The sequence below is a fragment of the Cupriavidus sp. PB-02 genome (genome assembly GCF_058252315.1).
The window spans coordinates 3,617,701-3,639,623 of the sequence record NZ_CM177694.1 but is presented as its reverse complement, the minus strand read 5'-3'; the positions used below and the strand labels follow the sequence as shown (position 1 = coordinate 3,639,623).

The 21,923-nt window shown below is 66.0% G+C and carries 22 protein-coding genes; 10 read left to right on the top strand and 12 right to left on the bottom strand.

Translation table 11 applies throughout. The annotated features are described in order from the left end of the window. Positions 1-7: 7 nt before the first annotated feature. On the bottom strand, positions 8-1,558 hold the full coding sequence (gene murJ / locus AC10V3_RS17090; protein WP_041681148.1) for a murein biosynthesis integral membrane protein MurJ: 1,551 nt from the start codon (positions 1,556-1,558) through the stop codon (positions 8-10). Between the two features lie 372 nt (positions 1,559-1,930). Between murJ and rpsT the strand changes: the two genes are divergently transcribed. After that, positions 1,931-2,197, top strand: a complete 267-nt coding sequence (gene rpsT / locus AC10V3_RS17085) for a 30S ribosomal protein S20 (RefSeq protein ID WP_022536489.1) — start codon at positions 1,931-1,933, stop codon at positions 2,195-2,197. A 115-nt stretch (positions 2,198-2,312) separates the two neighbouring features. Here the strand turns inward: rpsT and AC10V3_RS17080 are convergent, their stop codons facing one another. Further along, complete coding sequence (locus AC10V3_RS17080; protein WP_041681147.1) at positions 2,313-2,612, bottom strand: DUF3579 domain-containing protein; 300 nt, start codon at positions 2,610-2,612, stop codon at positions 2,313-2,315. 428 nt (positions 2,613-3,040) lie between these two features. Here AC10V3_RS17080 and argF point away from each other — a divergent pair, with 428 nt between their 5' ends. Both argF and ppnP read left to right on the top strand, forming a co-directional pair. Further along, positions 3,041-3,964 carry an ornithine carbamoyltransferase gene (gene argF, locus AC10V3_RS17075; RefSeq protein ID WP_022536487.1) on the top strand — a complete coding sequence of 308 codons (924 nt, stop codon included), beginning with the start codon at positions 3,041-3,043 and terminating at the stop codon, positions 3,962-3,964. A 76-nt stretch (positions 3,965-4,040) separates the two neighbouring features. Further along, the gene (ppnP, locus tag AC10V3_RS17070; RefSeq protein WP_010815007.1) at positions 4,041-4,352 is read left to right on the top strand and encodes a pyrimidine/purine nucleoside phosphorylase; all 312 of its coding nucleotides are present in this window, start codon (positions 4,041-4,043) and stop codon (positions 4,350-4,352) included. 49 nt (positions 4,353-4,401) lie between these two features. On the opposite strand, the gene murB is transcribed toward ppnP, so the two are convergent. Further along, the gene (gene murB, locus AC10V3_RS17065) at positions 4,402-5,412 is read right to left on the bottom strand and encodes a UDP-N-acetylmuramate dehydrogenase (protein WP_490922653.1); all 1,011 of its coding nucleotides are present in this window, start codon (positions 5,410-5,412) and stop codon (positions 4,402-4,404) included. Between the two features lie 133 nt (positions 5,413-5,545). Here murB and AC10V3_RS17060 point away from each other — a divergent pair, with 133 nt between their 5' ends. Next, positions 5,546-6,031 (top strand): YajQ family cyclic di-GMP-binding protein, encoded by a 486-nt coding sequence (locus AC10V3_RS17060; RefSeq protein ID WP_022536484.1) that lies wholly within the window; start codon positions 5,546-5,548, stop codon positions 6,029-6,031. A gap of 39 nt (positions 6,032-6,070) precedes the next feature. On the opposite strand, the gene AC10V3_RS17055 is transcribed toward AC10V3_RS17060, so the two are convergent. From AC10V3_RS17055 to AC10V3_RS17045, 3 genes are all read right to left on the bottom strand, one after another. Beyond that, a complete protein-coding gene (locus tag AC10V3_RS17055; protein WP_041681146.1) occupies positions 6,071-6,535 on the bottom strand; it encodes a DUF192 domain-containing protein in 465 nt (154 codons plus the stop codon). A 207-nt stretch (positions 6,536-6,742) separates the two neighbouring features. Continuing rightward, a complete protein-coding gene (locus tag AC10V3_RS17050) occupies positions 6,743-6,940 on the bottom strand; it encodes a hypothetical protein (RefSeq protein WP_349606302.1) in 198 nt (65 codons plus the stop codon). Positions 6,941-7,044: 104 nt separating this feature from the next. Then, positions 7,045-7,710, bottom strand: a complete 666-nt coding sequence (locus tag AC10V3_RS17045) for a pseudouridine synthase (protein WP_022536481.1) — start codon at positions 7,708-7,710, stop codon at positions 7,045-7,047. Between the two features lie 263 nt (positions 7,711-7,973). On the opposite strand from AC10V3_RS17045, the gene icd reads away from it, so the two are divergent. Both icd and AC10V3_RS17035 read left to right on the top strand, forming a co-directional pair. After that, positions 7,974-9,224 (top strand): NADP-dependent isocitrate dehydrogenase, encoded by a 1,251-nt coding sequence (icd, locus tag AC10V3_RS17040; protein WP_490922651.1) that lies wholly within the window; start codon positions 7,974-7,976, stop codon positions 9,222-9,224. A 148-nt stretch (positions 9,225-9,372) separates the two neighbouring features. Further along, complete coding sequence (locus AC10V3_RS17035; protein WP_349606299.1) at positions 9,373-9,834, top strand: VOC family protein; 462 nt, start codon at positions 9,373-9,375, stop codon at positions 9,832-9,834. Between the two features lie 230 nt (positions 9,835-10,064). Here the strand turns inward: AC10V3_RS17035 and AC10V3_RS17030 are convergent, their stop codons facing one another. Continuing rightward, positions 10,065-10,271, bottom strand: coding sequence for a cold-shock protein (locus tag AC10V3_RS17030; RefSeq protein WP_010814999.1), 207 nt, complete (start codon positions 10,269-10,271; stop codon positions 10,065-10,067). 525 nt (positions 10,272-10,796) lie between these two features. On the opposite strand from AC10V3_RS17030, the gene clpS reads away from it, so the two are divergent. The 4 genes from clpS (at position 10,797) to AC10V3_RS17010 (ending at position 15,487) form a co-directional block, all read left to right on the top strand. Then, positions 10,797-11,123 (top strand): ATP-dependent Clp protease adapter ClpS, encoded by a 327-nt coding sequence (gene clpS, locus AC10V3_RS17025; protein ID WP_010814998.1) that lies wholly within the window; start codon positions 10,797-10,799, stop codon positions 11,121-11,123. Further along, the gene (clpA, locus tag AC10V3_RS17020; protein WP_022536477.1) at positions 11,120-13,414 is read left to right on the top strand and encodes an ATP-dependent Clp protease ATP-binding subunit ClpA; all 2,295 of its coding nucleotides are present in this window, start codon (positions 11,120-11,122) and stop codon (positions 13,412-13,414) included. The genes clpS and clpA overlap by 4 nt, the downstream gene beginning before the upstream one ends. A 164-nt stretch (positions 13,415-13,578) precedes the next feature. Beyond that, the gene (locus AC10V3_RS17015) at positions 13,579-14,589 is read left to right on the top strand and encodes a tripartite tricarboxylate transporter substrate binding protein (protein ID WP_022536476.1); all 1,011 of its coding nucleotides are present in this window, start codon (positions 13,579-13,581) and stop codon (positions 14,587-14,589) included. Positions 14,590-14,638: 49 nt separating this feature from the next. Next, positions 14,639-15,487 (top strand): VOC family protein, encoded by an 849-nt coding sequence (locus tag AC10V3_RS17010; protein ID WP_022536475.1) that lies wholly within the window; start codon positions 14,639-14,641, stop codon positions 15,485-15,487. A gap of 56 nt (positions 15,488-15,543) precedes the next feature. Here AC10V3_RS17010 and dut read toward each other — a convergent pair whose 3' ends face one another. The 5 genes from dut to ileS all read right to left on the bottom strand — a co-directional run bounded on the left by dut (position 15,544) and on the right by ileS (position 21,879). Continuing rightward, positions 15,544-16,044, bottom strand: coding sequence for a dUTP diphosphatase (gene dut, locus AC10V3_RS17005; protein WP_349606294.1), 501 nt, complete (start codon positions 16,042-16,044; stop codon positions 15,544-15,546). A 64-nt stretch (positions 16,045-16,108) separates the two neighbouring features. Next, positions 16,109-17,134 carry an LLM class flavin-dependent oxidoreductase gene (locus AC10V3_RS17000; RefSeq protein WP_022536473.1) on the bottom strand — a complete coding sequence of 342 codons (1,026 nt, stop codon included), beginning with the start codon at positions 17,132-17,134 and terminating at the stop codon, positions 16,109-16,111. Between the two features lie 14 nt (positions 17,135-17,148). Then, positions 17,149-18,351: a bifunctional phosphopantothenoylcysteine decarboxylase/phosphopantothenate--cysteine ligase CoaBC gene (coaBC, locus tag AC10V3_RS16995; RefSeq protein ID WP_349606293.1), complete on the bottom strand. Its 1,203-nt coding sequence runs from the start codon at positions 18,349-18,351 to the stop codon at positions 17,149-17,151. Positions 18,352-18,457: 106 nt separating this feature from the next. Continuing rightward, positions 18,458-18,997: a signal peptidase II gene (gene lspA, locus AC10V3_RS16990; RefSeq protein WP_022536471.1), complete on the bottom strand. Its 540-nt coding sequence runs from the start codon at positions 18,995-18,997 to the stop codon at positions 18,458-18,460. After that, the gene (gene ileS, locus AC10V3_RS16985; RefSeq protein ID WP_349606292.1) at positions 18,997-21,879 is read right to left on the bottom strand and encodes an isoleucine--tRNA ligase; all 2,883 of its coding nucleotides are present in this window, start codon (positions 21,877-21,879) and stop codon (positions 18,997-18,999) included. Before ileS ends, lspA begins: the two co-directional genes overlap by 1 nt. Positions 21,880-21,923: the final 44 nt, after the last annotated feature.

Here is a 21,923-nt window from a genome sequence, read left to right as displayed (position 1 = left end):
ACCACGGCTAGCCGGCGCGCCGCCTGAAGGCGGAGAAGCGAAGTCCCATGAGCCACAGTGTACCGAAGTAGACCACCGCTGCAAGTACCAGGCAGGAAGCCAGCAGCGCGATGCGCAAGAGCGGCGTGGCGCCCAGGCCGATCCAGTCGAAGTTGCGCGTGAACCAGAGCAGCATGCCGGACAGCAGCAGCACCGAGGTCGTAAGCTGCGCCAGGAACAGCCACCAGCCCGGCGCCGGCTTGTACAGGCCGCGCCGGCGCAGCCCGAAGAACAGCAGCAGCGCGTTGAGGGTGGCGCCGGCACTGATCGACAGCGCCAGGCCCGCGTGGCCGATCCACGGCACAAACGCAACGTTGCACGCCTGCGTGACGACCAGCACCAGCACCGCGATCTTGACCGGCGTGCGGATGTCCTGGCGCGCATAGAAGCCCGGCGCCAGGATCTTGATGGCGATCAGCCCGAGCAGGCCGGTGCCATACGACACCAGCGCCTGGCGCGTCATCTCGACCGCGTGCGCGTCGAACTTGCCGTAATTGAACAGCACCGCCGTCAGCGGCGCGCCGAACACGAACAGCCCCACCGCGCACGGCACCGCCAGCAGGAAGGTCAGCCGCAGGCCCCAGTCGAGCAGGCCGGAGTACTCGGCGTGATCCCCGCTCGCGTTCGCTTTGGACAGGCTGGGCAGCAGGATCGTGCCCAACGCTACGCCTAGAAGTGCGGTCGGGAACTCCATCAGGCGATCGGCATACGTCAGGTAAGAGACGCTGCCCGCCACCAGCCGCGAGGCGATATTGGTGTTGATGATCTGGCTCACCTGCGCTACCGACACCGCCAGCAGCGCCGGCCCCATCTGGCGCAGAATGCGGCGCACGCCTTCGTCCGACCAGGCCGCGCGCAGGTTGAAGCCAAGGCGCGGCATCACGCCCAGGCGCCGCAGCGCCGGCACCTGGATCGCCAGCTGCAGCACGCCGCCGATCAGTACGCCCCAGGCCTGCGCGTAGATGGGCTGGTCCATATGCGGGCCGACGAACAGCGCCGCGACGATCAGGCACAGGTTCAGCAGCACCGGCGTGAACGCCGGTACGGCGAACTTGCGCCAGGTGTTGAGGATGCCCGAGGCCAGCGCCACCAGCGAGATCAGCCCGATATAGGGGAACATCACTCGCGTCATGAACACCGCGGCGGTATAGGTCTCGCTTTGCCCGCGGAAGCCCGTGGCCACCACCGTCATCACCAGCGGCGCCCCGATCACGCCGAGCAGGGACACGCCCATCAGCACCCAGGTCATGACCGTGGCGACCGAGTCGATCAGCGCCTTGGTCGGCGCGTCGCCGCGCTTGGCGTGATACTCGCCCAGGATCGGCACGAAGGCCTGCGAGAATGCGCCTTCGCCGAAGATGCGGCGCAGCAGGTTGGGGATGCGGAAGGCCACGTTGAACGCGTCGGTCATCTCCGACGCGCCGAAGGCGCGGGCGATCAGGATCTCGCGCACGAGGCCGGTGATGCGCGAGAGCATCGTCAGGCTGCTGATGGTGGCGAGCGCTTTGAGCAGGTTCAAGGTGAGGGTCGATGCGGGACGGGTGGATCGGTGCAGGCCCCGGTCGGGCGCAGGCGGGCCGAGAAGGGCGGCAGCGCCGCGCGTCAGGCGCCGCGGACGCCTCTCAGACGCGCGCCGGGCGGCAAAGTTGCCCGCGCGCCACGCGCACCGGCGTGATGTGGCGCATATTATACGGATCGGTCCGACGCCCGGCCCGCCCTGAGGCGGCAAAGTCTCGGCGGTGTTGCGTGGCGCGTCAGCATCTGTGTATAATTGCCGATTCACAAGGACAGTTGCGTTCCGGATTCGTGTGTCAGTGCATCCCGGGTCGCTCGATATGACTTAATTGTTGTGTCCCCCGCGGCACGCATCTGAATTCAGGATATTTTCGAAATGGCAAATTCCGCACAAGCTCGCAAGCGCGCCCGCCAGGCCGTTGCACAGAACGCTCACAACTCCAGCCTGCGCTCGCGTCTGCGCACCGCCGTCAAGGCGGTCCGCAAGGCCATTGACGCCGGCGACAAGGCTGCTGCTGCCGAGATCTTCAAGAACTCGCAAGCCGTGATCGACAGCATCGCCGACAAGAAGATCGTGCACAAGAACAAGGCCGCCCGTCACAAGTCGCGCCTGTCGGCTGCCATCAAGGCCATGGCTGTCTGATAGCTGCTCCGGGCCGCTGAGGCGGTCCAGCACCGGCGGGTGCCCAGGCATCAGTCAACAAAAAAGCTCGTCATCCGACGAGCTTTTTTGTTTTTCTGTTGCTCCGCTGTGCTGCTTATTCCAGCGAGCAGGCCTCGACCATCTGCAGGTTGTTGTCGCGCGCGAAATTCAGCACGAAGTCCAGCGCCTTGGGTTCAATGTCGCGCAGTCGCGCATCCACCACCACGCACTTGACGTTGCCGGCGAAGATCGGGCGCACATAGGGGGAGTAGGTCAGGCGGGGATCGCCGGTGTCGCCCTCGGGGCGGAACTGCGCCATCACGCCGCACAGCCGTTCAGCCCAGTCGCTCGGGCGGAAGGTCTTGCCTTCCTTGGTAATGCCTTGGATAAAGTATTCGCGAACGTTGGGGTTCATGAGGCTGGAGACTGCGGGTGGGGCTGAAGACTCGACGGTAAACCCGCGGAACGGGCGCCCGTTTGACGCGGCCGGTGCGCGTTTGGTTCGCGCTTTTTCCAGCCGGGAAGGCGGGGCGTCGGTCTCTGCGGGGGCACTTTTGATGCCGGCGGCGGGCAGCGGCATGGGTATGCCGGGCCCCGCGTGAATCAGCAGGTATTATATCTTATATAAGAGTTGCGCATAAGGGCGAAATCCTGTCAGGAACCTGTCAACGAGCGGGGCGCGTCAATCGGGGCGGGTTGTCCCGGGCTCGCCAAAGCAGAAATAATCCCTTATGATTCCTGCAGTTAAATTGCGTATGCGACGCGAAAAGGCGGCTCCGCGGCGCGCTTGGGTCATGAACACTTCATGACGGCGCGTCCCCACCGAGCCGCCTTCTTTGTTTTATGAGCTCAACCCCGATCAAGCATTACCTCCAGTTCAGCGACTTCACTCCCGACGAGTACGAGTACCTGCTGGATCGCGCGCGGATCCTGAAGGCCAAGTTCAAGAACTACGAGACCTGGCACCCGCTGCACGACCGCACGCTGGCCATGATCTTCGAGAAGAATTCCACGCGTACGCGCCTGTCGTTCGAGGCCGGCATCCACCAGCTCGGCGGTCATGCTGTGTTCCTGAACACGCGCGACTCGCAACTGGGCCGCGGCGAGCCGATCGAGGATGCGGCGCAGGTGATCTCGCGCATGGTCGACATCATCATGATCCGCACCTTCGGCCAGGACATCATCGACCGCTTTGCCGCGCATTCGCGCGTGCCGGTGATCAATGGCCTGACCAACGAATACCACCCGTGCCAGGTGCTGGCCGACATCTTCACCTATATCGAGCAGCGTGGCAGCATCCGCGGCAAGACCGTGGCGTGGATCGGCGATGCCAACAACATGGCCTACACCTGGATCCAGGCGGCCGAACGGCTGGGCTTCACCTTCCATTTCTCGGCGCCGCCGGGCTACCAGCTCGATCCGGCCATGGTGCCGGCGTCCGCCGCCGGGCTGGTCAAGGTCTTTGACGATCCGCTCGCCGCCTGCCAGGGCGCGAGCCTGGTCACCACCGATGTCTGGACCAGCATGGGCTTCGAGGCGGAGAACGACGCCCGCAAGCGCGCTTTCAAGGACTGGATGGTCACCACCGCGATGATGGACCGCGCCGAGCCCGACGCGCTCTTCATGCACTGCCTGCCAGCGCACCGCGGCGAGGAAGTCGAGGCCGCCGTGATCGACGGCCCCAAGAGCGTGGTCTGGGACGAGGCGGAGAACCGCCTGCACGTGCAGAAGGCGCTGATGGAATACCTGCTCTGCGGCCGCTACTGAGCGCGCGCGGGGTGAACAGGGGAGGGGCCGCGATGGCCCCTCTTTTTACGTCTTAAGACAAAGCCAGGAGATGGAAATGAGCCAGTTCGACAACGTGTCGGTCGTCAAGAAAGCCAACCTGTATTTCGACGGCAAGTGCGTGAGCCACACTGTGCTGTTCCCGGACGGCACCCGCAAGACGCTGGGCGTGATCTTCCCGGCCGCGCTGACCTTCAATACCGGCGCGCCGGAAATCATGGAAATCAACGCCGGCACCTGCCGCGTGCGCCTGGCCGGTTCGGAAGACTGGCAGACCTATGGCGCCGGCCAGCAGTTCAGCGTGCCGGGCAACAGCAGCTTCGATATCGAGGTGCAGGAGACGCTGGACTACGTCTGCCACTTCGCCTGACTCTGACTGAGCGCCTGACCGCGCGACTGATCGCCGAAGCCGCGGCGCTTCAGAGCACTACCGGCTCGGGCTCGATGCGTACGCCGAAACGGGCCTCGACGGTATCGGCGATGCGATTGGCCAGCGCCAGCAGCATCGCGCCGGTACCGCCGCCGTGGTGCACCAGCACCAGGGCCTGCTTGCCGTAGACACCGACCGGGCCGTCGCTGACGCCCTTGAAGCCGCAGCGGTCGATCAGCCAGCCAGCAGCCAGCTTGTAGCTCCCGTCCAGCTGCGCGTAGCTGACCAGGTCCGGATGGGCCTGCAACAGGGCATCGCGCTGTGCCGCGCTGACCAGCGGGTTCTTGAAGAAGCTGCCGGCATTGCCGACTTGCGCGGGGTCGGGCAGCTTGCGCGAGCGGATCGCGACCACGGCGTCGCGCACCATGGCCGCATCGGGCGCGGCCTGTCCGTCGAGCTCGCGCGCCAGTTCCCCATACGACAGCACCGGCTGCCATGCCTTGCGCAGGCGCAGCGTCACCGCCGTGATGATGTAGCGGCTGGCGCCGACGCGCTTGAACAGGCTGTCGCGGTAGCCGAAGCCACAGGCCCGCAGGTCCAGCCACACGAATGCGCCGGTGTGGCGGTCATAGGCGCGTACGCCTTCGAAGCGCTCGCGCAGCTCGACCCCGTAGGCGCCGATGTTCTGGATCGGCGCGGCGCCCGCGGTGCCGGGGATCAGCGCCAGGTTTTCCAGGCCGGGCATGCCGTCGGCGATGGTGCGGTTGACCAGCGCGTTCCAGTTCTCGCCCGCGCCGGCGGTGACCAGCCATGCGTCGTCGGCATCTTCCCCCTGGTAGCCGGGGATTTCCATCAACAGCACCAGTGCCTCGAGGTCGCGCGTCAGCACCACGTTGCTGCCACCGCCAAGCACCACCAGCGGCAGGCCGGCGGCGCGCGGATCGGCCAGTGCCGCCGTCAGGTCGGCCTCGCTGCGCACGTGCACTGCAAAGCGCGCGCGCGCGTCGAATCCGAATGTATTGTGGCGACGCAGGGGATAGAATTCGTGGAAATCTGCCATGCAAGAGGAAAGGTGACGCGGCCGCCGCTGGTGGTGTGCAGGCGACCCGGAACTGCGAGGTAGGCTGGATTATACGGAAGTGCCGCCATTGCCAGCGGCCGCCACCGTGCATATGGATCACAAGGAGAATGCAATGCCGTCGTTTGACGTAGTGTGCGAAGCGAACATGGTCGAGGTGAAGAACGCTGTCGAGCAGGCCAACAAGGAAATCTCGACCCGCTTCGATTTCAAGGGCTCGGACGCCCGGGTCGAGCAAAAGGAAAACGAACTGACCGCCTTTGCCGACGACGATTTCAAGCTGGGCCAGGTCAAGGACGTGCTGATCAGCAAGATGGCCAAGCGCAACGTGGACGTGCGCTTCCTGGACTACGGCAAGACCGACAAGATCAGCGGCGACAAGCTCAAGCAGGTAATCACGATCAAGAAGGGCGTGACCGGCGACCTGGCCAAGAAGATCGTGCGCATGATCAAGGACAGCAAGATCAAGGTGCAGGCCAGCATCCAGGGCGACGCGGTGCGCGTGTCGGGCACCAAGCGCGACGACCTCCAGAACGTGATCGCGATGCTGCGCAAGGACGTGTCCGAGGCGCCGCTGGACTTCAACAACTTCCGCGACTGAGTCGCGCGACGCCGATGCCGGCGCCCGCGCCGGCATCGCTCACTGCCGCGGCTGCGGCAGCCCGCCGATCTTCGCGCCGGCCTTGAGGCCCTTCTGCGCGAACCATCCCTTGTTCATCTCCAGTGCATAGCGGATTGCCGCCTTCGGGCAATGATTGTCCTCGCTGCGCGGTGCCATGTCCTCGATATTGACGATGGTGCCGTCGTCGGCCAGGAAGGCGATCGACAGCGGCAGTTCGGTATTGCGCATCCAGAAGCAGTGGCCCGCTTTCTGCTCGAACACGAACAGCATGCCGGCGTTGGGCGCCATGCTCTTGCGGTACATCAGCCCCTGCTCGCGTGCCGCCGGCGTGGCGGCGACCTCAGCCTGGATCGCGTACATGCCGGCGGTGAGCGGCACCACGGGCAGTGCGGCCTGCGCATGGGCGATCCCCGCGCTCAGCGCGGCAAGCATGCCGGCAACAGGTAAGCAGCGTGACAACAGCGTCTTGGACAGGAAGGACATGGTGTTCGGTCTGAAGTGGCGCGCAGACGGGCGCAGTGACTGGCGCAGACAAAGGCAGCCGCAAGCATAGCGCACGCCGGCCAAGCCGATGCGTGCCGCGCGGCTTTTCCTGGCGGGCGCCGTGTGCAACAAAAAAGGCAGGCGCCTGGCGGCGGCCTGCCTTTTTTTCGCTCCCTGCCATGCGAACAGCCGGCAGGGGGGCGCAGCTTACTGCGCGGCCGGCGCCGAAGCGGTGGCGGCCTTCTTGCTGCTGTGCTTCTTGTGGCTGGTCTTCTTCTTGGCGGTCTTCGGTGCTTCCTTGGTGGCCGCGGGCGCTGCAGCGTCGGCGGCAGCGGGTGCCGAAGCCTGGGCGAAGGCTCCGGTGGCGAACAGGCCAACAACCAGAGCAGCGATCAGTTTTTTCATGACGATTACCTCGAAGGATAAGAACAGTCGGAAGTTGTGACGCGTGATTGGACGTGTCCCTGACAAGAACGAGGCCGATGTCGCCAGCGTTGACGTTCGATTTGTTAGCTTTTGTAACGTGGACGCCGCTTGGCGGCGTTCGCCTGTCTGGTGGTTGATACATGGGGGCGGCGCGCGGGATCGGGACGGGAGCGAGGCGCCGCGGGCGTGCCCAGCCCCAACACGGCGGGATCGACCTCGCAGGATTCCCCCGGCCCAAGTCCGAGAGTGCGCAGGTCCAGCGGGCCGATGCCGACCCGTACCAGCCGCAGCGTCGGGAAGCCGACCGCGGCGGTCATGCGGCGGACCTGCCGGTTCTTGCCTTCGCGGATCTTCAGTTCCAGCCACGAGGTCGGGATCGCGGCGCGAAAACGCACCGGCGGATGGCGCGGCCACAGCCATTCGGGCGCGTCGATCGCGCGCACGGTGGCCGGCTGCGTCACGAAGTCGCCCAGGTCAACCCCGGCCCGTAAGCGGGCGAGGGCGGCCGCGTCGGCAATGCCTTCCACCTGGGCCAGGTAAGTCTTCTCCAGCTTGTGGCGCGGATCGGCGATGCGGGCCTGCAGCGCGCCGTCCTCGGTCAGCAGCAGCAGTCCCTCGCTGTCCGCATCGAGCCGCCCGGCGGGGTAGACGCCGGGCACGGTCACGCACGCGGCCAGCGTCGGGCGCGTCGGGTGTTCCGAAAACTGGCTCATGGTGCCGAACGGCTTGTTCAGGGCGATCAGGGTCATGGGGCGCAAGTATGCCGCAGCCGTGCCCCGCAGCGGGCGGGATCGGCCCGCCAGGATTGGCGGATGATGAAAAATTGCTGCATAATACGAAATTAGTCTTGTGTCTTATATAAGACTGAGACCAGCCTGAAACAAGGCTGAAGTGGTGCGGCGCAGCACGGGCGCGCAACGATGCCCGGCTACAATTGCCAGCGCCATCTCCCGAATCTCGCCGCCCGGCCACGCACCGGCGGCAGTCACAACCGTTCCGCACTGGAGACGTCATGTACCAACACATCAAGGTTCCGGCCGGTGAAAAGATCACGGTCAACCAGGACTTTTCGCTGAATGTCCCGGACAATCCGATCATTCCTTACATCGAAGGCGACGGTACGGGCCTCGATATCACGCCGGTGATGATCAAGGTGGTCGACGCGGCCGTGGACAAGGCCTACGGCGGCAAGCGCAAGATCGCCTGGATGGAGATCTATGCCGGCGAGAAGTCGACCAAGGTCTACGGGCCGGACGTGTGGCTGCCGGACGAAACCCTGGACGTGCTCAAGGATTACGTGGTCTCGATCAAGGGCCCGCTGACCACGCCGGTGGGCGGCGGCATCCGTTCGCTGAATGTGGCGCTGCGCCAGCAGCTGGACCTGTACGTCTGCCTGCGCCCGGTGCGCTACTTCAAGGGCGTGCCCTCACCGGTGCGCGAGCCGGAAAAGACCGATATGGTGATCTTCCGCGAGAACTCGGAAGACATCTACGCCGGCATCGAGTGGGCGGCGGAAAGCGAACAGGCGAAAAAGCTCATCAACTTCCTCCAGAACGAGATGGGTGTGAAGAAGATCCGCTTTCCGGCGACCTCGGGCATCGGCATCAAGCCGGTCTCGCGCGAGGGCACCGAGCGCCTGGTGCGCAAGGCGATCCAGTACGCCATCGACAACGACAAGCCGTCGGTGACGCTGGTGCACAAGGGCAACATCATGAAGTTCACCGAAGGTGGCTTCCGTGACTGGGGCTACGAGCTGGCGCAAAAGGAATTCGGCGCCGAGCTGATCGACGGCGGCCCGTGGTGCAAGTTCAAGAACCCGAAGACCGGCAAGGACATCGTGGTCAAGGACGCCATTGCCGACGCCTTCCTGCAGCAGATCCTGCTGCGTCCGGCTGAATATTCGGTGATCGCCACGCTGAACCTGAACGGCGACTACATCTCCGACGCACTGGCCGCGCAGGTCGGCGGCATCGGCATCGCGCCGGGCGCCAACATGTCCGACTCGGTCGCCATGTTCGAAGCCACCCACGGCACCGCGCCCAAGTACGCCGGCAAGGACTACGTCAACCCGGGCTCGGAAATCCTGTCGGCGGAAATGATGCTGCGCCACATGGGCTGGACCGAGGCCGCGGACCTGATCATCGCGTCGATGGAAAAGTCGATCCTGTCCAAAAAGGTCACCTATGATTTCGCACGCCTGCTGGAAGGCGCGACGCAGGTCTCGTGCTCCGGCTTCGGCCAGGTGATGATCGACAATATGTAAGCGCGGACTCCCGCTGTGGCGGGCATCCTGCCAAGGAAAACCCCGGCGCCGCCTGGTAGGCGCCGGGGTTTTCTTCTTGCGCCGGGCGCCGGCCTTGCCTAGAACGTCTGGGATTGAACTGACGGGCCTGGGGCCCGGGGAGACTGACATGGACGATCCCTTCCGCCGTACCGCCTTTGGCGCGGCCCTCTTCTACAAGGATCCGGTGAAGGCGCTGGACTGGCTTGAAAACGCCTTCGGCTTCCGGCGCGTCATGGTGATCCGCGACCAGAAGGGGCAGCTGGTGCATTCGGAGATGCGTTTCGGTGACAGCTACCTGATGGTCGGCAGCGAATGGGCGGACTTCACCGCCAGCCCCGCGTCGGTCGACGGCAAGAACACGCAGACCGTGCATGTGCACCTGCAGGAAGGGCTGGACCAGCATTGCGCGCGCGCCCGCGCGGCGGGCGCGGTGATCGTGCGCGAACCGCAGGACGAGTTCTACGGCGACCGGTCTTATACAGCCCGGGACCCCGAGGGCCATGTCTGGACTTTCGGCCAAACTGTGCGCAAGGTCACAAAGGAAGAGGCCGAGCAGGCCAGCGGGCTGAAGATCGAAGGCTGGGCCTGAGCCGGCGCGGACCGGCGCGGAGCAAAGGCCAGGGCCCCAAGCCAGAAAGCCCGGCACGAGGCCGGGCTTTCTGTCGGATGCGGTGCGTGCTGCTGGTGCGCGCCAGCGCCTGCCCGGCCGCCGGTGGCGGCAAGGCGGACGCTGGCAGCGATCCCGTCCCGGGGGAGCTCCCCCCGCACCCTGGTTGACCGCTCGCGGCTCTGACGGCCGGGATGCGGTCGCGGCGCGCTTTAGCTGGCGTCCTGGATGTTGGTGGCTTGCTTGCCCTTAGGGCCCTGCACCACCTCGAACGAGACGCGTTGACCTTCCTTCAGCGTCTTGAAGCCGGACATCTGGATAGCCGAAAAGTGCGCAAACAGTTCTTCTTCGCCCTCGTCCGGCTTGATGAACCCGAAACCCTTGGCGTCATTGAACCATTTGACGATACCGCTTGCCATATACTCCCCCAACGAAATAGCAGATTTCAAAGCGGGGAAGCCACGCCAGCCAGATGACACGAACTGCGGCGCCATGACCGGCCGCGTACTGACTTGCGGCCGGCGATGACGCGCGGCGAGGTGAAATCGCGTGGCGGCCAGTCTCGAAGCTGACTCGCCGCCGCGGGCCGTGGGCCTCCCTGCTCACGGATCACCTGCCTTTGGCTTGTTGCTTTGGCTCGGTGGCCGGTGGCAGGTGTGCGATCGATTCTTCTGGCAAAGCCGGATACTGTCAAGCTGGCGGAATCCCCACTGCGCGCAGGGTGTGGTGGGAATGGGACGACGCCTGGTGGTACCGTGACGGCTGGCGCCAGGCAAGCCGTGCGGGCTGTCCCGACGGCATCCGCGACGTGCTTTTCAATGCCTCCGGCGCGCTCCGGCGTAAATGCCTGCGCCTTTTTACCACAGGAATCCGGCGACCCGGCTCTTGAATCCGGCGCCTTTTCCCCAAATTGCAGAGTTGCGAGTAAGGGTTAGAATAAAGCCATGGCTACACGGCTTGCGAATGTCCCACAACGCGAAGCAGGCACCATCCTGGAGCGTAAAGAGCAGGCGCTCAAACCGCCTGCCATGTTCAAGGTGGTGCTGCTTAATGACGACTACACTCCGATGGAGTTTGTAGTGATGATCCTGCAGCAGTATTTCAGCAGGGACCGGGAAACGGCGACGCAGATCATGCTCACCGTGCACCGGGAAGGAAAGGGCGTCTGCGGTATCTACACCAGGGATATTGCGGCGACAAAGGTCGAGCTGGTGTCAACGCACGCGCGGCAGGCGGGGCATCCCCTGCAGTGCGTGATGGAGGAAGCATGATTGCGCAAGAATTGGAAGTGAGCCTGCACATGGCATTCGTCGAAGCCAGGCAGGCACGCCACGAGTTCATAACCGTGGAGCATCTGCTGCTGGCATTGCTCGACAATCCCACGGCAGCTGAAGTCTTGCGCGCCTGCGCGGCCAATATCGAGGACCTGCGCACCAGCCTTAAGAACTTCATTGCGGACAACACGCCTGTGGTCCCGGGTACCGACGAGGTCGATACCCAGCCCACGCTAGGCTTCCAGCGCGTGATCCAGCGCGCGATCATGCACGTCCAGTCCACTTCCAACGGCAAGAAGGAAGTGACGGGTGCCAACGTGCTGGTCGCCATCTTCGGCGAGAAGGATTCGCACGCGGTCTACTACCTGCAGCAGCAGGGCGTGACGCGCCTGGACGTGGTGAATTTCATCAGCCACGGTATCCGCAAGGACCAGTCCGAGCCCGCCAAGCATGGCGATGCGGCTGGCGAGGGCGAGGGTGGCGACGGCAAGGAAAGCCCGCTCGAGCAGTACACCCAGAACCTGAACTCGCTGGCCAAGGCCGGCAAGATCGACCCGCTGATCGGCCGCGAAAGCGAAGTCGAGCGCGTGGTGCAGGTGCTGTGCCGCCGGCGCAAGAACAACCCGCTGCTGGTGGGCGAGGCCGGCGTCGGCAAGACCGCGATCGCCGAGGGCCTGGCGTGGCGCATCACCAAGAACGAGGTGCCGGACATCCTGGAAAAGGCTACCGTCTACTCGCTCGACATGGGCGCGCTGCTGGCCGGCACCAAGTACCGTGGTGATTTCGAGCAGCGCCTGAAGGGCGTGCTGAAGTCGCTCAAGGACAATCCCAACGCGATCCTGTTCATCGACGAGATCCACACGCTGATCGGCGCGGGCGCCGCCTCGGGCGGGACGCTGGACGCCAGCAACCTGCTCAAGCCGGCGCTGTCGTCGGGCCAGCTCAAGTGCATCGGCGCGACCACCTTCACCGAGTACCGCGGCATCTTCGAGAAGGACGCGGCACTGTCGCGGCGCTTCCAGAAGATCGACGTGGTCGAACCCTCGGTGGACCAGACCGTGCAGATCCTGCGCGGCCTGAAGTCGCGCTTCGAAGAGCACCATGGCGTCAAGTACGCGGCCTCGGCACTGACCGCCGCGGCCGAGCTGTCGGCCCGCTTCATCACCGACCGCCACCTGCCGGACAAGGCGATCGACGTGATCGACGAAGCCGGCGCGGCGCAGCGCATCCTGCCGAAGTCCAAGCAGAAGAAGACCATCGGCAAGGGCGAGATCGAGGACATCGTCTCGCGCATTGCGCGCATCCCGCCGCAGAGCGTGAACCAGGACGACCGCAGCAAGCTGCAGACGCTGGAACGCGACCTGAAGTCGGTGGTGTTCGGCCAGGACCCGGCGATCGAGGCGCTGTCGTCTGCCATCAAGATGTCGCGTGCCGGGCTTGGCAAGACCGACAAGCCGATCGGCTCGTTCCTGTTCTCCGGTCCGACCGGCGTGGGCAAGACCGAAGTCGCCAAGCAGCTGGCCTTCATCATGGGCATCGAGTTGCTGCGTTTCGACATGTCCGAGTACATGGAACGCCACGCGGTGAGCCGCCTGATCGGCGCGCCGCCGGGATATGTCGGCTTCGACCAGGGCGGCCTGCTGACCGAGGCCGTCACCAAGAAGCCGCACTGCGTGCTGCTGCTGGACGAAATCGAGAAGGCGCATCCGGATATCTTCAATATCCTGCTGCAGGTGATGGACCATGGTTCGCTGACCGACAACAACGGCCGGCGCGCCGACTTCCGCAACGTGATCATCATCATGACCACCAATGCGGGAGCGGAGACCATGAACCGCGCCACCATCGGCTTCACCGGCTCGCGCGAGCAGGGCGACGAGATGGCCGACATCAAGCGCATGTTCACGCCGGAATTCCGCAACCGGCTGGATGCCACCATCAGCTTCCGCTCGCTGGACGAGGAAATCATCCTGCGCGTGGTCGACAAGTTCCTGATGCAGCTGGAAGAGCAGCTGCACGAGAAGAAGGTGGAAGCCAGCTTCAGCGAGAAGCTGCGCAAGTTCCTGGCGCACAAGGGGTTCGATCCGCTGATGGGCGCGCGCCCGATGCAGCGCCTGATCCAGGACATGATCCGCAAGGCGCTGGCCGACGAGCTGCTGTTCGGCAGGCTGGTTTCGGGCGGCAAGGTGGTGGTGGACCTGGACGAGCAGAACCAGATCAAGCTCGATTTCTCCGAGATCGAGCCGGAACCGCCAGAGGCGCCGGAAGAGCAGCGCGCCGAAGCCTGACCGCGGAAGTGCCTGGCCGGCTATCGGCCGCGTTGCCTGCAACGTGGCCGATCATCGGGCAAAATAGGGGGGCGGCAGTCATGCCGCCCTTTTCTTTTGTCCCGGCGGTCGCCGGCCGTGTCCGTCGGGCCCGGGTTTGCGGCTGCCAACGCCTGAAATACCCGATGTCCTCTGCCGAACGCACGCGGCGCCGCCGCCTGCTGCTCAAGATCCTGCCGCTGGGTGCCATGCCCGTCCCGATGTTGCATGCCGCCGCTGCCGCCACCGCGGCCGAGGCGCCGGCGGGCAACCGCCCGATCGCGATGGTGTTGCCGTTCCCGCCGGGCGGGAGTGTCGACATCGTCGCCCGGCAGCTGCAGCCCGGCCTGAAGGCGGCGCTGGGTCAGACCGTGGTGGTCGACAACAAGCCGGGCGCCGGCGGGCTGATCGCGTCGAGCACCGTGGCGCGCGCGAAGGCGGACGGCAATACGCTGCTGATGGCCTTCGACACGCACGCGATCAATCCCTTCGCCTACAAGCAGCTGCCTTACGACACCTTCCGCGATTTTGCGCCGATCTCACAGCTGGTGCGCTTCCCGCTGGTGATCGCCGCGCATCCGTCGCTGCCAGCGGCCAATGTGCGCGACCTGGTGGCGCTGGCCAAGACCAAGCCCGATGGCGTGCGCTATGCCTCGTCCGGCATCGGCAGCCTGAACCAGCTCGCGGCCGAGGCGCTGGCGACCGAAGCCGGCGTGCACATGTTGCACGTGCCCTACAAGGGCGGTGGCCCGGCGGTGCAGGCGGTGCTGTCCAACGAGGTCGATATCTTCTTTAGCAGCTATGCTGCAGTGCAGGCGCATGTGGCCGCCCGCACCATCAAGGTTCTGGGCGTGACCGGTACCAGCCGTTTGCGCCAGCTGCCGCAGGTGCCGACCGTGGCCGAGCAGGGCATCAAGCGCTTCGAGGCATACTCCTGGATCGGCGTGTTCGGCCCGGCGGGCCTGCCGGCGGAGACGGTCGCGCGCATCCATGACGCACTGGTGGAATCACTGCGCCAGCCGCGCGTGGTCGATGCGCTGGCCGCCCAAGGCTTCGAGATCGTGGGCAGCAGCCCGGCCCAGCTCGGCAACCTGGTGCGCCACGAGCACGACAAATGGCAGGCGGTGGCGCGCAAGGCCAATATCCAGTTCGAATGACGGCGACCGGCGCGCAAGCGCGCCGCCGCTAGAGACTTAAAGGAAGTCGATGGCAACGGAACCGGAAATGTTCGACCACGCCGTAGTGGTGTGCCCAGACCTGGATGCCGCAGCGCAAGCCTGGCGCCGGCTCGGCTTTACGCTGACGCCGCGCGGCTATCACACGCTCGGATCGCAGAACCACTGCATCATGCTGCGGCGCGACTATATCGAGCTGCTGCACGTCACCGCGCCCACTCCCAGCCGCCAGTACTACTGGGATGCGCAGACGCGCGTGGGCGGTTGCGCGGCGATGTCGTGCAAGAGCGCGGACGCCTTTGCCACGGCGGCACGGCTGCGCGGGTCCGGCTGGCATACCTCGGATCCGATCGAGTTCTCGCGCCCGGTGCGGCTGGACGATGGCAGCGAGCATCCCGCCACCTTCCGCGTGACCGCGCTGGACGATGCGCCGGGCGCGCGCTACTTCGTTTGCGAGCATCGCACGCCGGAGCTGCTGTGGCGGCCCGAGTGGACTGCGCACGCCAACGGCGCGCAAAGCATCGCGACCATGTTCCTGGTGGTGGCGCCCGCACTGGTCGATGCTGCGGCGCGGGCCTATGCGGAACTGACCGGCGGCGAACTGACGCAGCTCAGCGAGCATGTCTGCAGCCTGGCGTTGGACGACGCCACGCTGGTGGTCAGCACGCCGCAGGCGCTGGCGTCTGCCACCGGGACCGCCTATGTGCGGCGCGACAGGCCGGGCTATGCGGCAATCCGCCTGCGCACCGATGACCTGGCCGCGGCGCGAGCTGGCTGGCGCGCCGAGGGTGTGCCGACCCACGACCTGGGCCCGCGCGAGACGCTGGTGCCGGCCGAGGCGGCCAGTGGCGTGGCGCTGCTGTTCGAGCAGCAGGGCTGAAAGGCAAACTGGCGCCCCTGAGGGCGCCAGTCTTTTCTCGTGCGAGAGGCGCAGCGTCAGGCGCCGGCCTTGGCGAGATGCACGCCCGTCGAGCCAAATCCGCCCGCGCCGCGCGCACTGTCCTCGCTGAATTCTTCCACCGTCGAGAACACCGGCCGCAGTACCGGCACGAACATCATCTGCGCAATGCGCTCGCCCGGCTGGATCACGATCGGCTCGGTGCCGGGTGCGTTGCGGTTCCACACGCTGACCATGATCTGCCCCTGGTAGTCAGCATCGATCACGCCGATCGAGTTGCCCAGCACCAGGCCCTTCTTGTGGCCCAGCCCCGAGCGCGGCACGATGGTCGCGGCCATGTACGGGTTGCCCATATGCACGGCGATGCCGGCCGGCACCAGTTGCGCGGCGGTGCCCGGTGCGATCGACACGGGCGCGTCGACGCAGGCGTGCAGGTCGATGGCGGCGGCCATCTCGCTCTGGTAGGCGGGCAGGCCCCATTCGTTCAGGCGTGCGTCGAGCACCTTGATTTCGACGGTCGGGTTCAGTGGCTGGGTCATGGCAATCTCGGGAATTCGGTTCAACAGACAGGTCGGCAGCCGCGCATGATACCGGACGCGCGGCTCAGGCCGCGCCGTCCAGCGCAAACGCTTGCGCCAGCAGTTCGTAGGTGCGCAGCCGCGCCGCATAGCTGGCGGTGACGCTCAGCACGATCAGCTCGTCGGCGGCAAACTGCTCGCGCAAGGCTTCCATGCGCGCGGCCACGCGTTCGGGCGTGCCGCAGATGGTGCGCGGGCGTTCGCGTTCGATCACGAGGCGGTCGCGCTCGGTGGGCGAGAACTCGGCGGCCTGCGTCAGCGACGGGATCGGCGCGTTGACGCCGTACGCCATCTGCAGGCGGCGCAGGTCAACCGCGCGTTCCAGTTCGGCGGCCTCCGCGTCGGTGTCGGCGCAGATCACGAAGATGGCGGCGGCGCTGTACGGCTGCGCATCGTAGCCAGGCGTGAAATCGTTGCGGTATTGCTGCGCCACCAGGTGGCCAGTATGCGCGTTGATGAAGTGTGCGAAGGCAAAGCGCAGGCCCAGTCGGGCCGCCAGCGCACCGCCGTAGTCGCTCGACCCCAGCACCCACAGCTCCGGCTGCGTGTCGATCACCGGCTGCAGCAGCACGCCCTCGGCCAGGTGGCCGGGCGGCACTTCGCCGCGCAGCAGCATGGACAGGTCGCGCACCTGTTCCTCGAACTGCGCGCCGCGGTCGTACTGGCCCATCGCCACCGCCTGCGCGGTGCGCATGTCGCCGCCGGGCGCGCGGCCCACGCCGAGGTCGATCCGGTTCGGGAACAGGCCTTCGAGCATGCGGAACTGCTCCGCCACCTTGAACGGGCTGTAATAGGGCAGCATCACGCCGCCCGAGCCCAGCCGGATGCGTTGCGTGACGCTGCCCAAGCGGGCCAGCATCACTTCCGGCGCCGGGTTGCAGACGCCGTGCAGGCCGTGGTGCTCGGCGCACCAGTAGCGGGTGTAGCCGAGCGCGTCGGCCATCTGTGCCAGCTCGACGGTGGCCGCCAGCGCATCGCGTGCGGTGTGTCCTGCGATCACCGGGCTCTGGTCGAGCACCGACAGACGCAGGCGTGGTTTGTTCCCGGACATGGCAGCCTCCGCGATCAGGGGCGCGCGCGCCCGGGCAGGCGCTGGCCGATGGCCGCGACCAGTTGGCGCGCCAGCGACAGCTTGTCGGCGCGCGGCAAGCGCGTCATGCCGGCGGCGTCGAACAGCACGATCTCGTTGTCGTCGAGGCCGAAGGTATGGTGACCGATATTGCCGACCAGCAGCGGCACACCCTTGCGCTGGCGCTTCTGCTCGCCGTACTGCTCCAGGTTCTCGCTCTCGGCGGCAAAGCCGACGCAGTAGGGCGCGTCGGCACGCGCCGCGACGGTGGCGAGGATGTCGGGGTTCTGCACGAACTGCAGCGTGGGCGTGTCGGTGTCGTTGGCCTTCTTCAGCTTCTGCTGCGAGACCTCGGCCGGGCGCCAGTCGGCCACGGCGGCGACGGCGACAAAGATGTCCACGCCGGGCAGCTGCGCGATCACCGTGTCATGCATCTGCTGCGCGCTGCGCACGTCGGTGCGCACCACGCCGCGCGGTGTCGGCAGGCCGGTGGGGCCCGCCACCAGCAGCACCTCGGCGCCGGCCTCGCGTGCCGCGCGCGCGATCGAGAAGCCCATCTTGCCCGATGACAGGTTGGTGATGCCGCGCACCGGGTCGATCGCCTCGAAGGTCGGACCGGCGGTGATCAGCACGCGCTTGCCCTGCAGTGGCTTGGGCTGGAAGAAGGCAATGATGTCGTCGAGCAGCTCTTCCGGCTCCAGCATGCGGCCGTCGCCGACCTCGCCGCAGGCCTGGTCGCCGCTGCCGGGACCCAGGATCATTACGCCGTCGGCGCGCAACTGTGCGGCGTTGCGCTGGGTGGCGGGCGCGGCCCACATCTGGCGGTTCATCGCAGGCGCCACCAGCAGCGGGCAGTCGCGCGCGATGCACAGCGTGCTCAGCAGGTCGTCGCACAGGCCGTTGGCCAGGCGTGCCATGAAGTCGGTCGAGGCGGGAGCGATGACGATGGCGTCGGCCTCACGCGAGAGGTCGATATGCGCCATGTTGTTGTCGATGCGGGCGTCCCACTGCGACAGGAACACTGGGCGGCCCGACAGCGCCTGCATCGTGACCGGCGTGATGAAGTGCGTCGCCGCCTCGGTCATCGCCACCTGCACGGTGGCGCCGGCCTTGGTCAGCAGGCGGACCAGTTCGGCCGACTTGTAGCAGGCGATGCCGCCGGTCAGGCCGAGAACGATGTGCTTGCCGCGCAAATCCATGGAAAGGCTCGTCAAAAGGTGTGAATCGGCATGATACCGGCTGGGCGCGGATGACGCCGGGGCCGCGTTCGCGGCCCCGGCGTCACCTGCTAAGGTCAGATGGCACTCAGTGCCGCCGCACCCGTCGCAACTCATCCACGATCAGCAGCACCGCGCCGACCGTGATCGCGCAGTCGGCCACGTTGAAGGCCGGCCAGTGGTAGTTGCGCACGTAGAAGTCCAGGAAGTCGACCACGTGGCCGTAGATCACGCGGTCGATCACGTTGCCGACCGCGCCGCCCAGGATCAGCGATACCGCGAAGCAGAACAGCCGCTGCCCGGTGTGGCGGTACAGCAGCCACACGATGAACGCCCCCACGACGATGCCCAGCCCGGTAAAGAACCAGCGCTGCCAGCCACCGGCATCGGCCAGGAAGCTGAACGCCGCGCCCTTGTTGTAGACCAGCACCAGGTTGAAGAAGCTCGTCACCGGGCGCGATTCACCATAGGTGAAGGTGCGCACGATGACGATCTTGAAGAACTGGTCGAGCACCACCACCAGCAGCGCGAAGGCCAGCCACAGCAGCGGGGTGGTGTTGCTGGCGGCGCTGCTGCCGCGGCGCGCCGGCCGGGATGAACGGGATGAGCGGGACGTGGTCGATGCCATCAGGCATGGCTCCTGTGTTCACCGGCGCCGAACAGGTTGCTGTCGCAGCGCCCGCAAAGGGTGGGGTGGTCCGGGTTGTGGCCGACATCGGCGCGGTAATGCCAGCAGCGCTCGCACTTGGCGTGCGCCGACGGGGTCACCGTCACCAGCAGGTCGCCGGCCTCGGGCGCGTGCGTTACCTTGGCCGACGAGGTCAGCAGCACGAAGCGCAGGTCGTCGCCCAGGCTCTGCAGCGCTTCCAGCACCGGGCCGCCGGCCTGGATCGTCAGCTCGGCCTGCAGCGACGAGCCGATCTCGCCTTCCACGCGCACCGCTTCGAGCTGCTTGGTCACTTCCGCGCGCACTTCGCGCAACGTGTGCCACTTCTGCAGCAGGTCGTCGGAGTCGTCGTCCACTTCGGGCACCGTGTAGTAGGTGCTGGTGAAGATGGTATCGGCGTGCTCGGTGCCGTGGGCGAACACCTGCCACGCTTCCTCGGCGGTGAACGACAGGAACGGCGCCATCCAGTGCAGCATCGCCTGGGTGATGTGGTACAGCGCGTTCTGCGCCGCGCGGCGGGCCTTCGAATCCAGCGCGGTGGTGTACAGGCGGTCCTTCAGCACGTCCAGGTAGAAGCCACCCAGGTCTTCCGAGCAGAAGGTCTGCAGCTTGGCCACCACCGGGTGGAATTCATAGGCCTCGTAGTGCGACAGCACTTCCTTCTGCAGTCGATCGGTCAGCGCCACGGCGTAGCGGTCGATCTCCAGCCATTCGGAGGCCGGCAGCGCGTGCTTCGCGTGGTCGTAGTCGGACAGGTTCGACAGCAGGAAGCGCAGCGTGTTGCGGATGCGGCGGTAGCTTTCCACCACGCGCTTGAGGATCTCGTCCGAGATCGACAGCTCGCCCGAGTAGTCGGTCGAGGCCACCCACAGGCGGATGATCTCGGCGCCCATCTTGTTCGTGATGTCCTGCGGCGCCACGGTGTTGCCGACCGACTTGGACATCTTGCGGCCCTCGCCGTCGACGGTGAAGCCGTGCGTCAGCAGCGCCTTGTAGGGCGGCTTGCCATACAGCATCGAAGCGGTCAGCAGCGACGAATGGAACCAGCCGCGGTGCTGGTCGGAGCCTTCCAGGTACAAGTCCGCCAGGCGGCCGTCGGCTTCATCGGCAGTCGCGTCGTACAGGTCGTCGCGGTGCGAGCCGCGGACCACGGTCCAGTGCGTGGTGCCGGAGTCGAACCACACGTCCAGCGTGTCGCGGTTCTTCTCGTACTGGCTGGCCTCGTCGCCCAGCAACTCGGCCGGTTCCAGCGTCTGCCAGGCCTCGATGCCGTGTTGTTCGACGCGCCTGGCCACTTCTTCCAGCAGCTCGGGCGTGCGCGGGTGCAGCGCACCGGTTTCCTTGTGCACAAAGAAGGCCATCGGCACGCCCCATTGGCGCTGGCGCGACAGCGTCCAGTCCGGGCGGTTGGCGATCATGTTGTGCAGGCGCTGCTTGCCCCAGGCCGGGTAGAACTCGGTCGCGTCGATGCCGGCCAGCGCGGTCTCGCGCAGGCTGGGGCCGTTGTCGGCCGGGTCCACGTCCATGCCGGCGAACCACTGCGAGGTGGCGCGGTAGATGATCGGCGTCTTGTGGCGCCAGCAGTGCATGTAGCTGTGGGTGTACTTGTGCGAGTTGAACAGGTTGCCCGAGGCCTGCAGCACTTCGACGATCTTGGGGTTGGCGTCCCAGATCGACAGCCCGCCAAACAGCGGCAGCGTGCCGGCGTAGACGCCGTTGCCCATCACCGGGCTGATGATGTCCGAGTCGGGCATGCCGTGCGCCTTGCACGACTGGAAGTCTTCCACGCCGTAGGCGGGTGCCGAGTGCACGATGCCCGAGCCGGTGTCGGTGGTGACATAGTCGCCCAGGTAGACCGGCGACAGGCGGTCATAGCCGGTGTCCATCTTGGCCAGCGGATGGTGGAAGCGGATCTCCGACAGCGCCGCGCCGGTGGTGGTGGCAACGACCTTGCCTTCCAGGCCGTAGATCTTCAGTTGTTCCTCGACCCGCTCGGTGGCCAGGATCAGGTAGCCGCGCGGCGTCTCGACCAGCGCGTACTCGACCTCCGGGTGCACGTTCAGCGCCTGGTTGCTCGGGATGGTCCACGGCGTGGTGGTCCAGATCACGATCCAGCCCGCCTTGCCGTCGAGCTGGTCGAACGGCACCTTGAACGCGTGGGCGAGCTTGTCGGCTTCCGCGAACGGGAAGCCCACGTCGATAGACAGGTCGACCTTGTCCTTGTACTCGACCTCCGCTTCGGCCAGCGCCGAGCCGCAGTCGAAGCACCAGTTCACCGGCTTCAGGCCGCGGAACACATAGCCCTTCTCCATGATCTTGCCGAGCGCGCGCAACTCGTCCGCCTCGTTGCTGTAGTTCATGGTCAGGTAGGGGTGGTCCCAGTCGCCCAGCACGCCCAGGCGCTCGAAATCCACCATCTGGCGCTTGATCTGCTCGGTCGCGTACGCGCGCGCCTTGGCCTGGACCTCCTGCACCGGCAGGCCCTTGCCGAACTGCTTCTCGATCTGGATCTCGATCGGCATGCCGTGGCAGTCCCAGCCCGGCACGTAGACGGCGTCGAGCCCGTTCAGGCCGCGCGCCTTGATGATCATGTCCTTGAGCACCTTGTTGACGGCGTGGCCGATATGGATATCGCCGTTGGCATACGGGGGGCCGTCGTGCAGCACGAACTTCTTCGCACCCTTGCGCGCCGCGCGGATCTTCTTGTAGATCTGCTTGTCCTGCCACTGCTTGACCCACTGCGGCTCGCGCTTGGGCAGGTCGCCACGCATCGGGAAGGGCGTGTCGAGCAGGTTGACGGGGTATTTGTTCTTCTCGGGCTTGGCGCGTTTGTCGTCGGACATTTCGATTCTCGGAGCAATTCGGTTGGCGCGCGGCCGGCGACAGG

Excerpts from the sequence above, each read along its gene's own strand:
- ppnP (WP_010815007.1), top strand. The coding sequence starts at position 4,041 with ATGAGCCAGTTCGACAACGTGTCGGTCGTCAAGAAAGCCAACCTGTAT.
- argF (WP_022536487.1), top strand. The coding sequence starts at position 3,041 with ATGAGCTCAACCCCGATCAAGCATTACCTCCAGTTCAGCGACTTCACT.
- ileS (WP_349606292.1), bottom strand. The coding sequence starts at position 21,879 with ATGTCCGACGACAAACGCGCCAAGCCCGAGAAGAACAAATACCCCGTC.
- AC10V3_RS17015 (WP_022536476.1), top strand. The coding sequence starts at position 13,579 with ATGTCCTCTGCCGAACGCACGCGGCGCCGCCGCCTGCTGCTCAAGATC.
- murB (WP_490922653.1), bottom strand. The coding sequence starts at position 5,412 with ATGGCAGATTTCCACGAATTCTATCCCCTGCGTCGCCACAATACATTC.
- icd (WP_490922651.1), top strand. The coding sequence starts at position 7,974 with ATGTACCAACACATCAAGGTTCCGGCCGGTGAAAAGATCACGGTCAAC.
- coaBC (WP_349606293.1), bottom strand. The coding sequence starts at position 18,351 with ATGGATTTGCGCGGCAAGCACATCGTTCTCGGCCTGACCGGCGGCATC.
- AC10V3_RS17050 (WP_349606302.1), bottom strand. The coding sequence starts at position 6,940 with ATGAAAAAACTGATCGCTGCTCTGGTTGTTGGCCTGTTCGCCACCGGA.
- AC10V3_RS17010 (WP_022536475.1), top strand. The coding sequence starts at position 14,639 with ATGGCAACGGAACCGGAAATGTTCGACCACGCCGTAGTGGTGTGCCCA.
- clpA (WP_022536477.1), top strand. The coding sequence starts at position 11,120 with ATGATTGCGCAAGAATTGGAAGTGAGCCTGCACATGGCATTCGTCGAA.
- AC10V3_RS17055 (WP_041681146.1), bottom strand. The coding sequence starts at position 6,535 with ATGTCCTTCCTGTCCAAGACGCTGTTGTCACGCTGCTTACCTGTTGCC.
- AC10V3_RS17035 (WP_349606299.1), top strand. The coding sequence starts at position 9,373 with ATGGACGATCCCTTCCGCCGTACCGCCTTTGGCGCGGCCCTCTTCTAC.
- AC10V3_RS17030 (WP_010814999.1), bottom strand. The coding sequence starts at position 10,271 with ATGGCAAGCGGTATCGTCAAATGGTTCAATGACGCCAAGGGTTTCGGG.
- AC10V3_RS17000 (WP_022536473.1), bottom strand. The coding sequence starts at position 17,134 with ATGTCCGGGAACAAACCACGCCTGCGTCTGTCGGTGCTCGACCAGAGC.
- rpsT (WP_022536489.1), top strand. The coding sequence starts at position 1,931 with ATGGCAAATTCCGCACAAGCTCGCAAGCGCGCCCGCCAGGCCGTTGCA.
- lspA (WP_022536471.1), bottom strand. The coding sequence starts at position 18,997 with ATGGCATCGACCACGTCCCGCTCATCCCGTTCATCCCGGCCGGCGCGC.
- AC10V3_RS17060 (WP_022536484.1), top strand. The coding sequence starts at position 5,546 with ATGCCGTCGTTTGACGTAGTGTGCGAAGCGAACATGGTCGAGGTGAAG.
- dut (WP_349606294.1), bottom strand. The coding sequence starts at position 16,044 with ATGACCCAGCCACTGAACCCGACCGTCGAAATCAAGGTGCTCGACGCA.
- AC10V3_RS17045 (WP_022536481.1), bottom strand. The coding sequence starts at position 7,710 with ATGACCCTGATCGCCCTGAACAAGCCGTTCGGCACCATGAGCCAGTTT.
- AC10V3_RS17080 (WP_041681147.1), bottom strand. The coding sequence starts at position 2,612 with ATGAACCCCAACGTTCGCGAATACTTTATCCAAGGCATTACCAAGGAA.
- clpS (WP_010814998.1), top strand. The coding sequence starts at position 10,797 with ATGGCTACACGGCTTGCGAATGTCCCACAACGCGAAGCAGGCACCATC.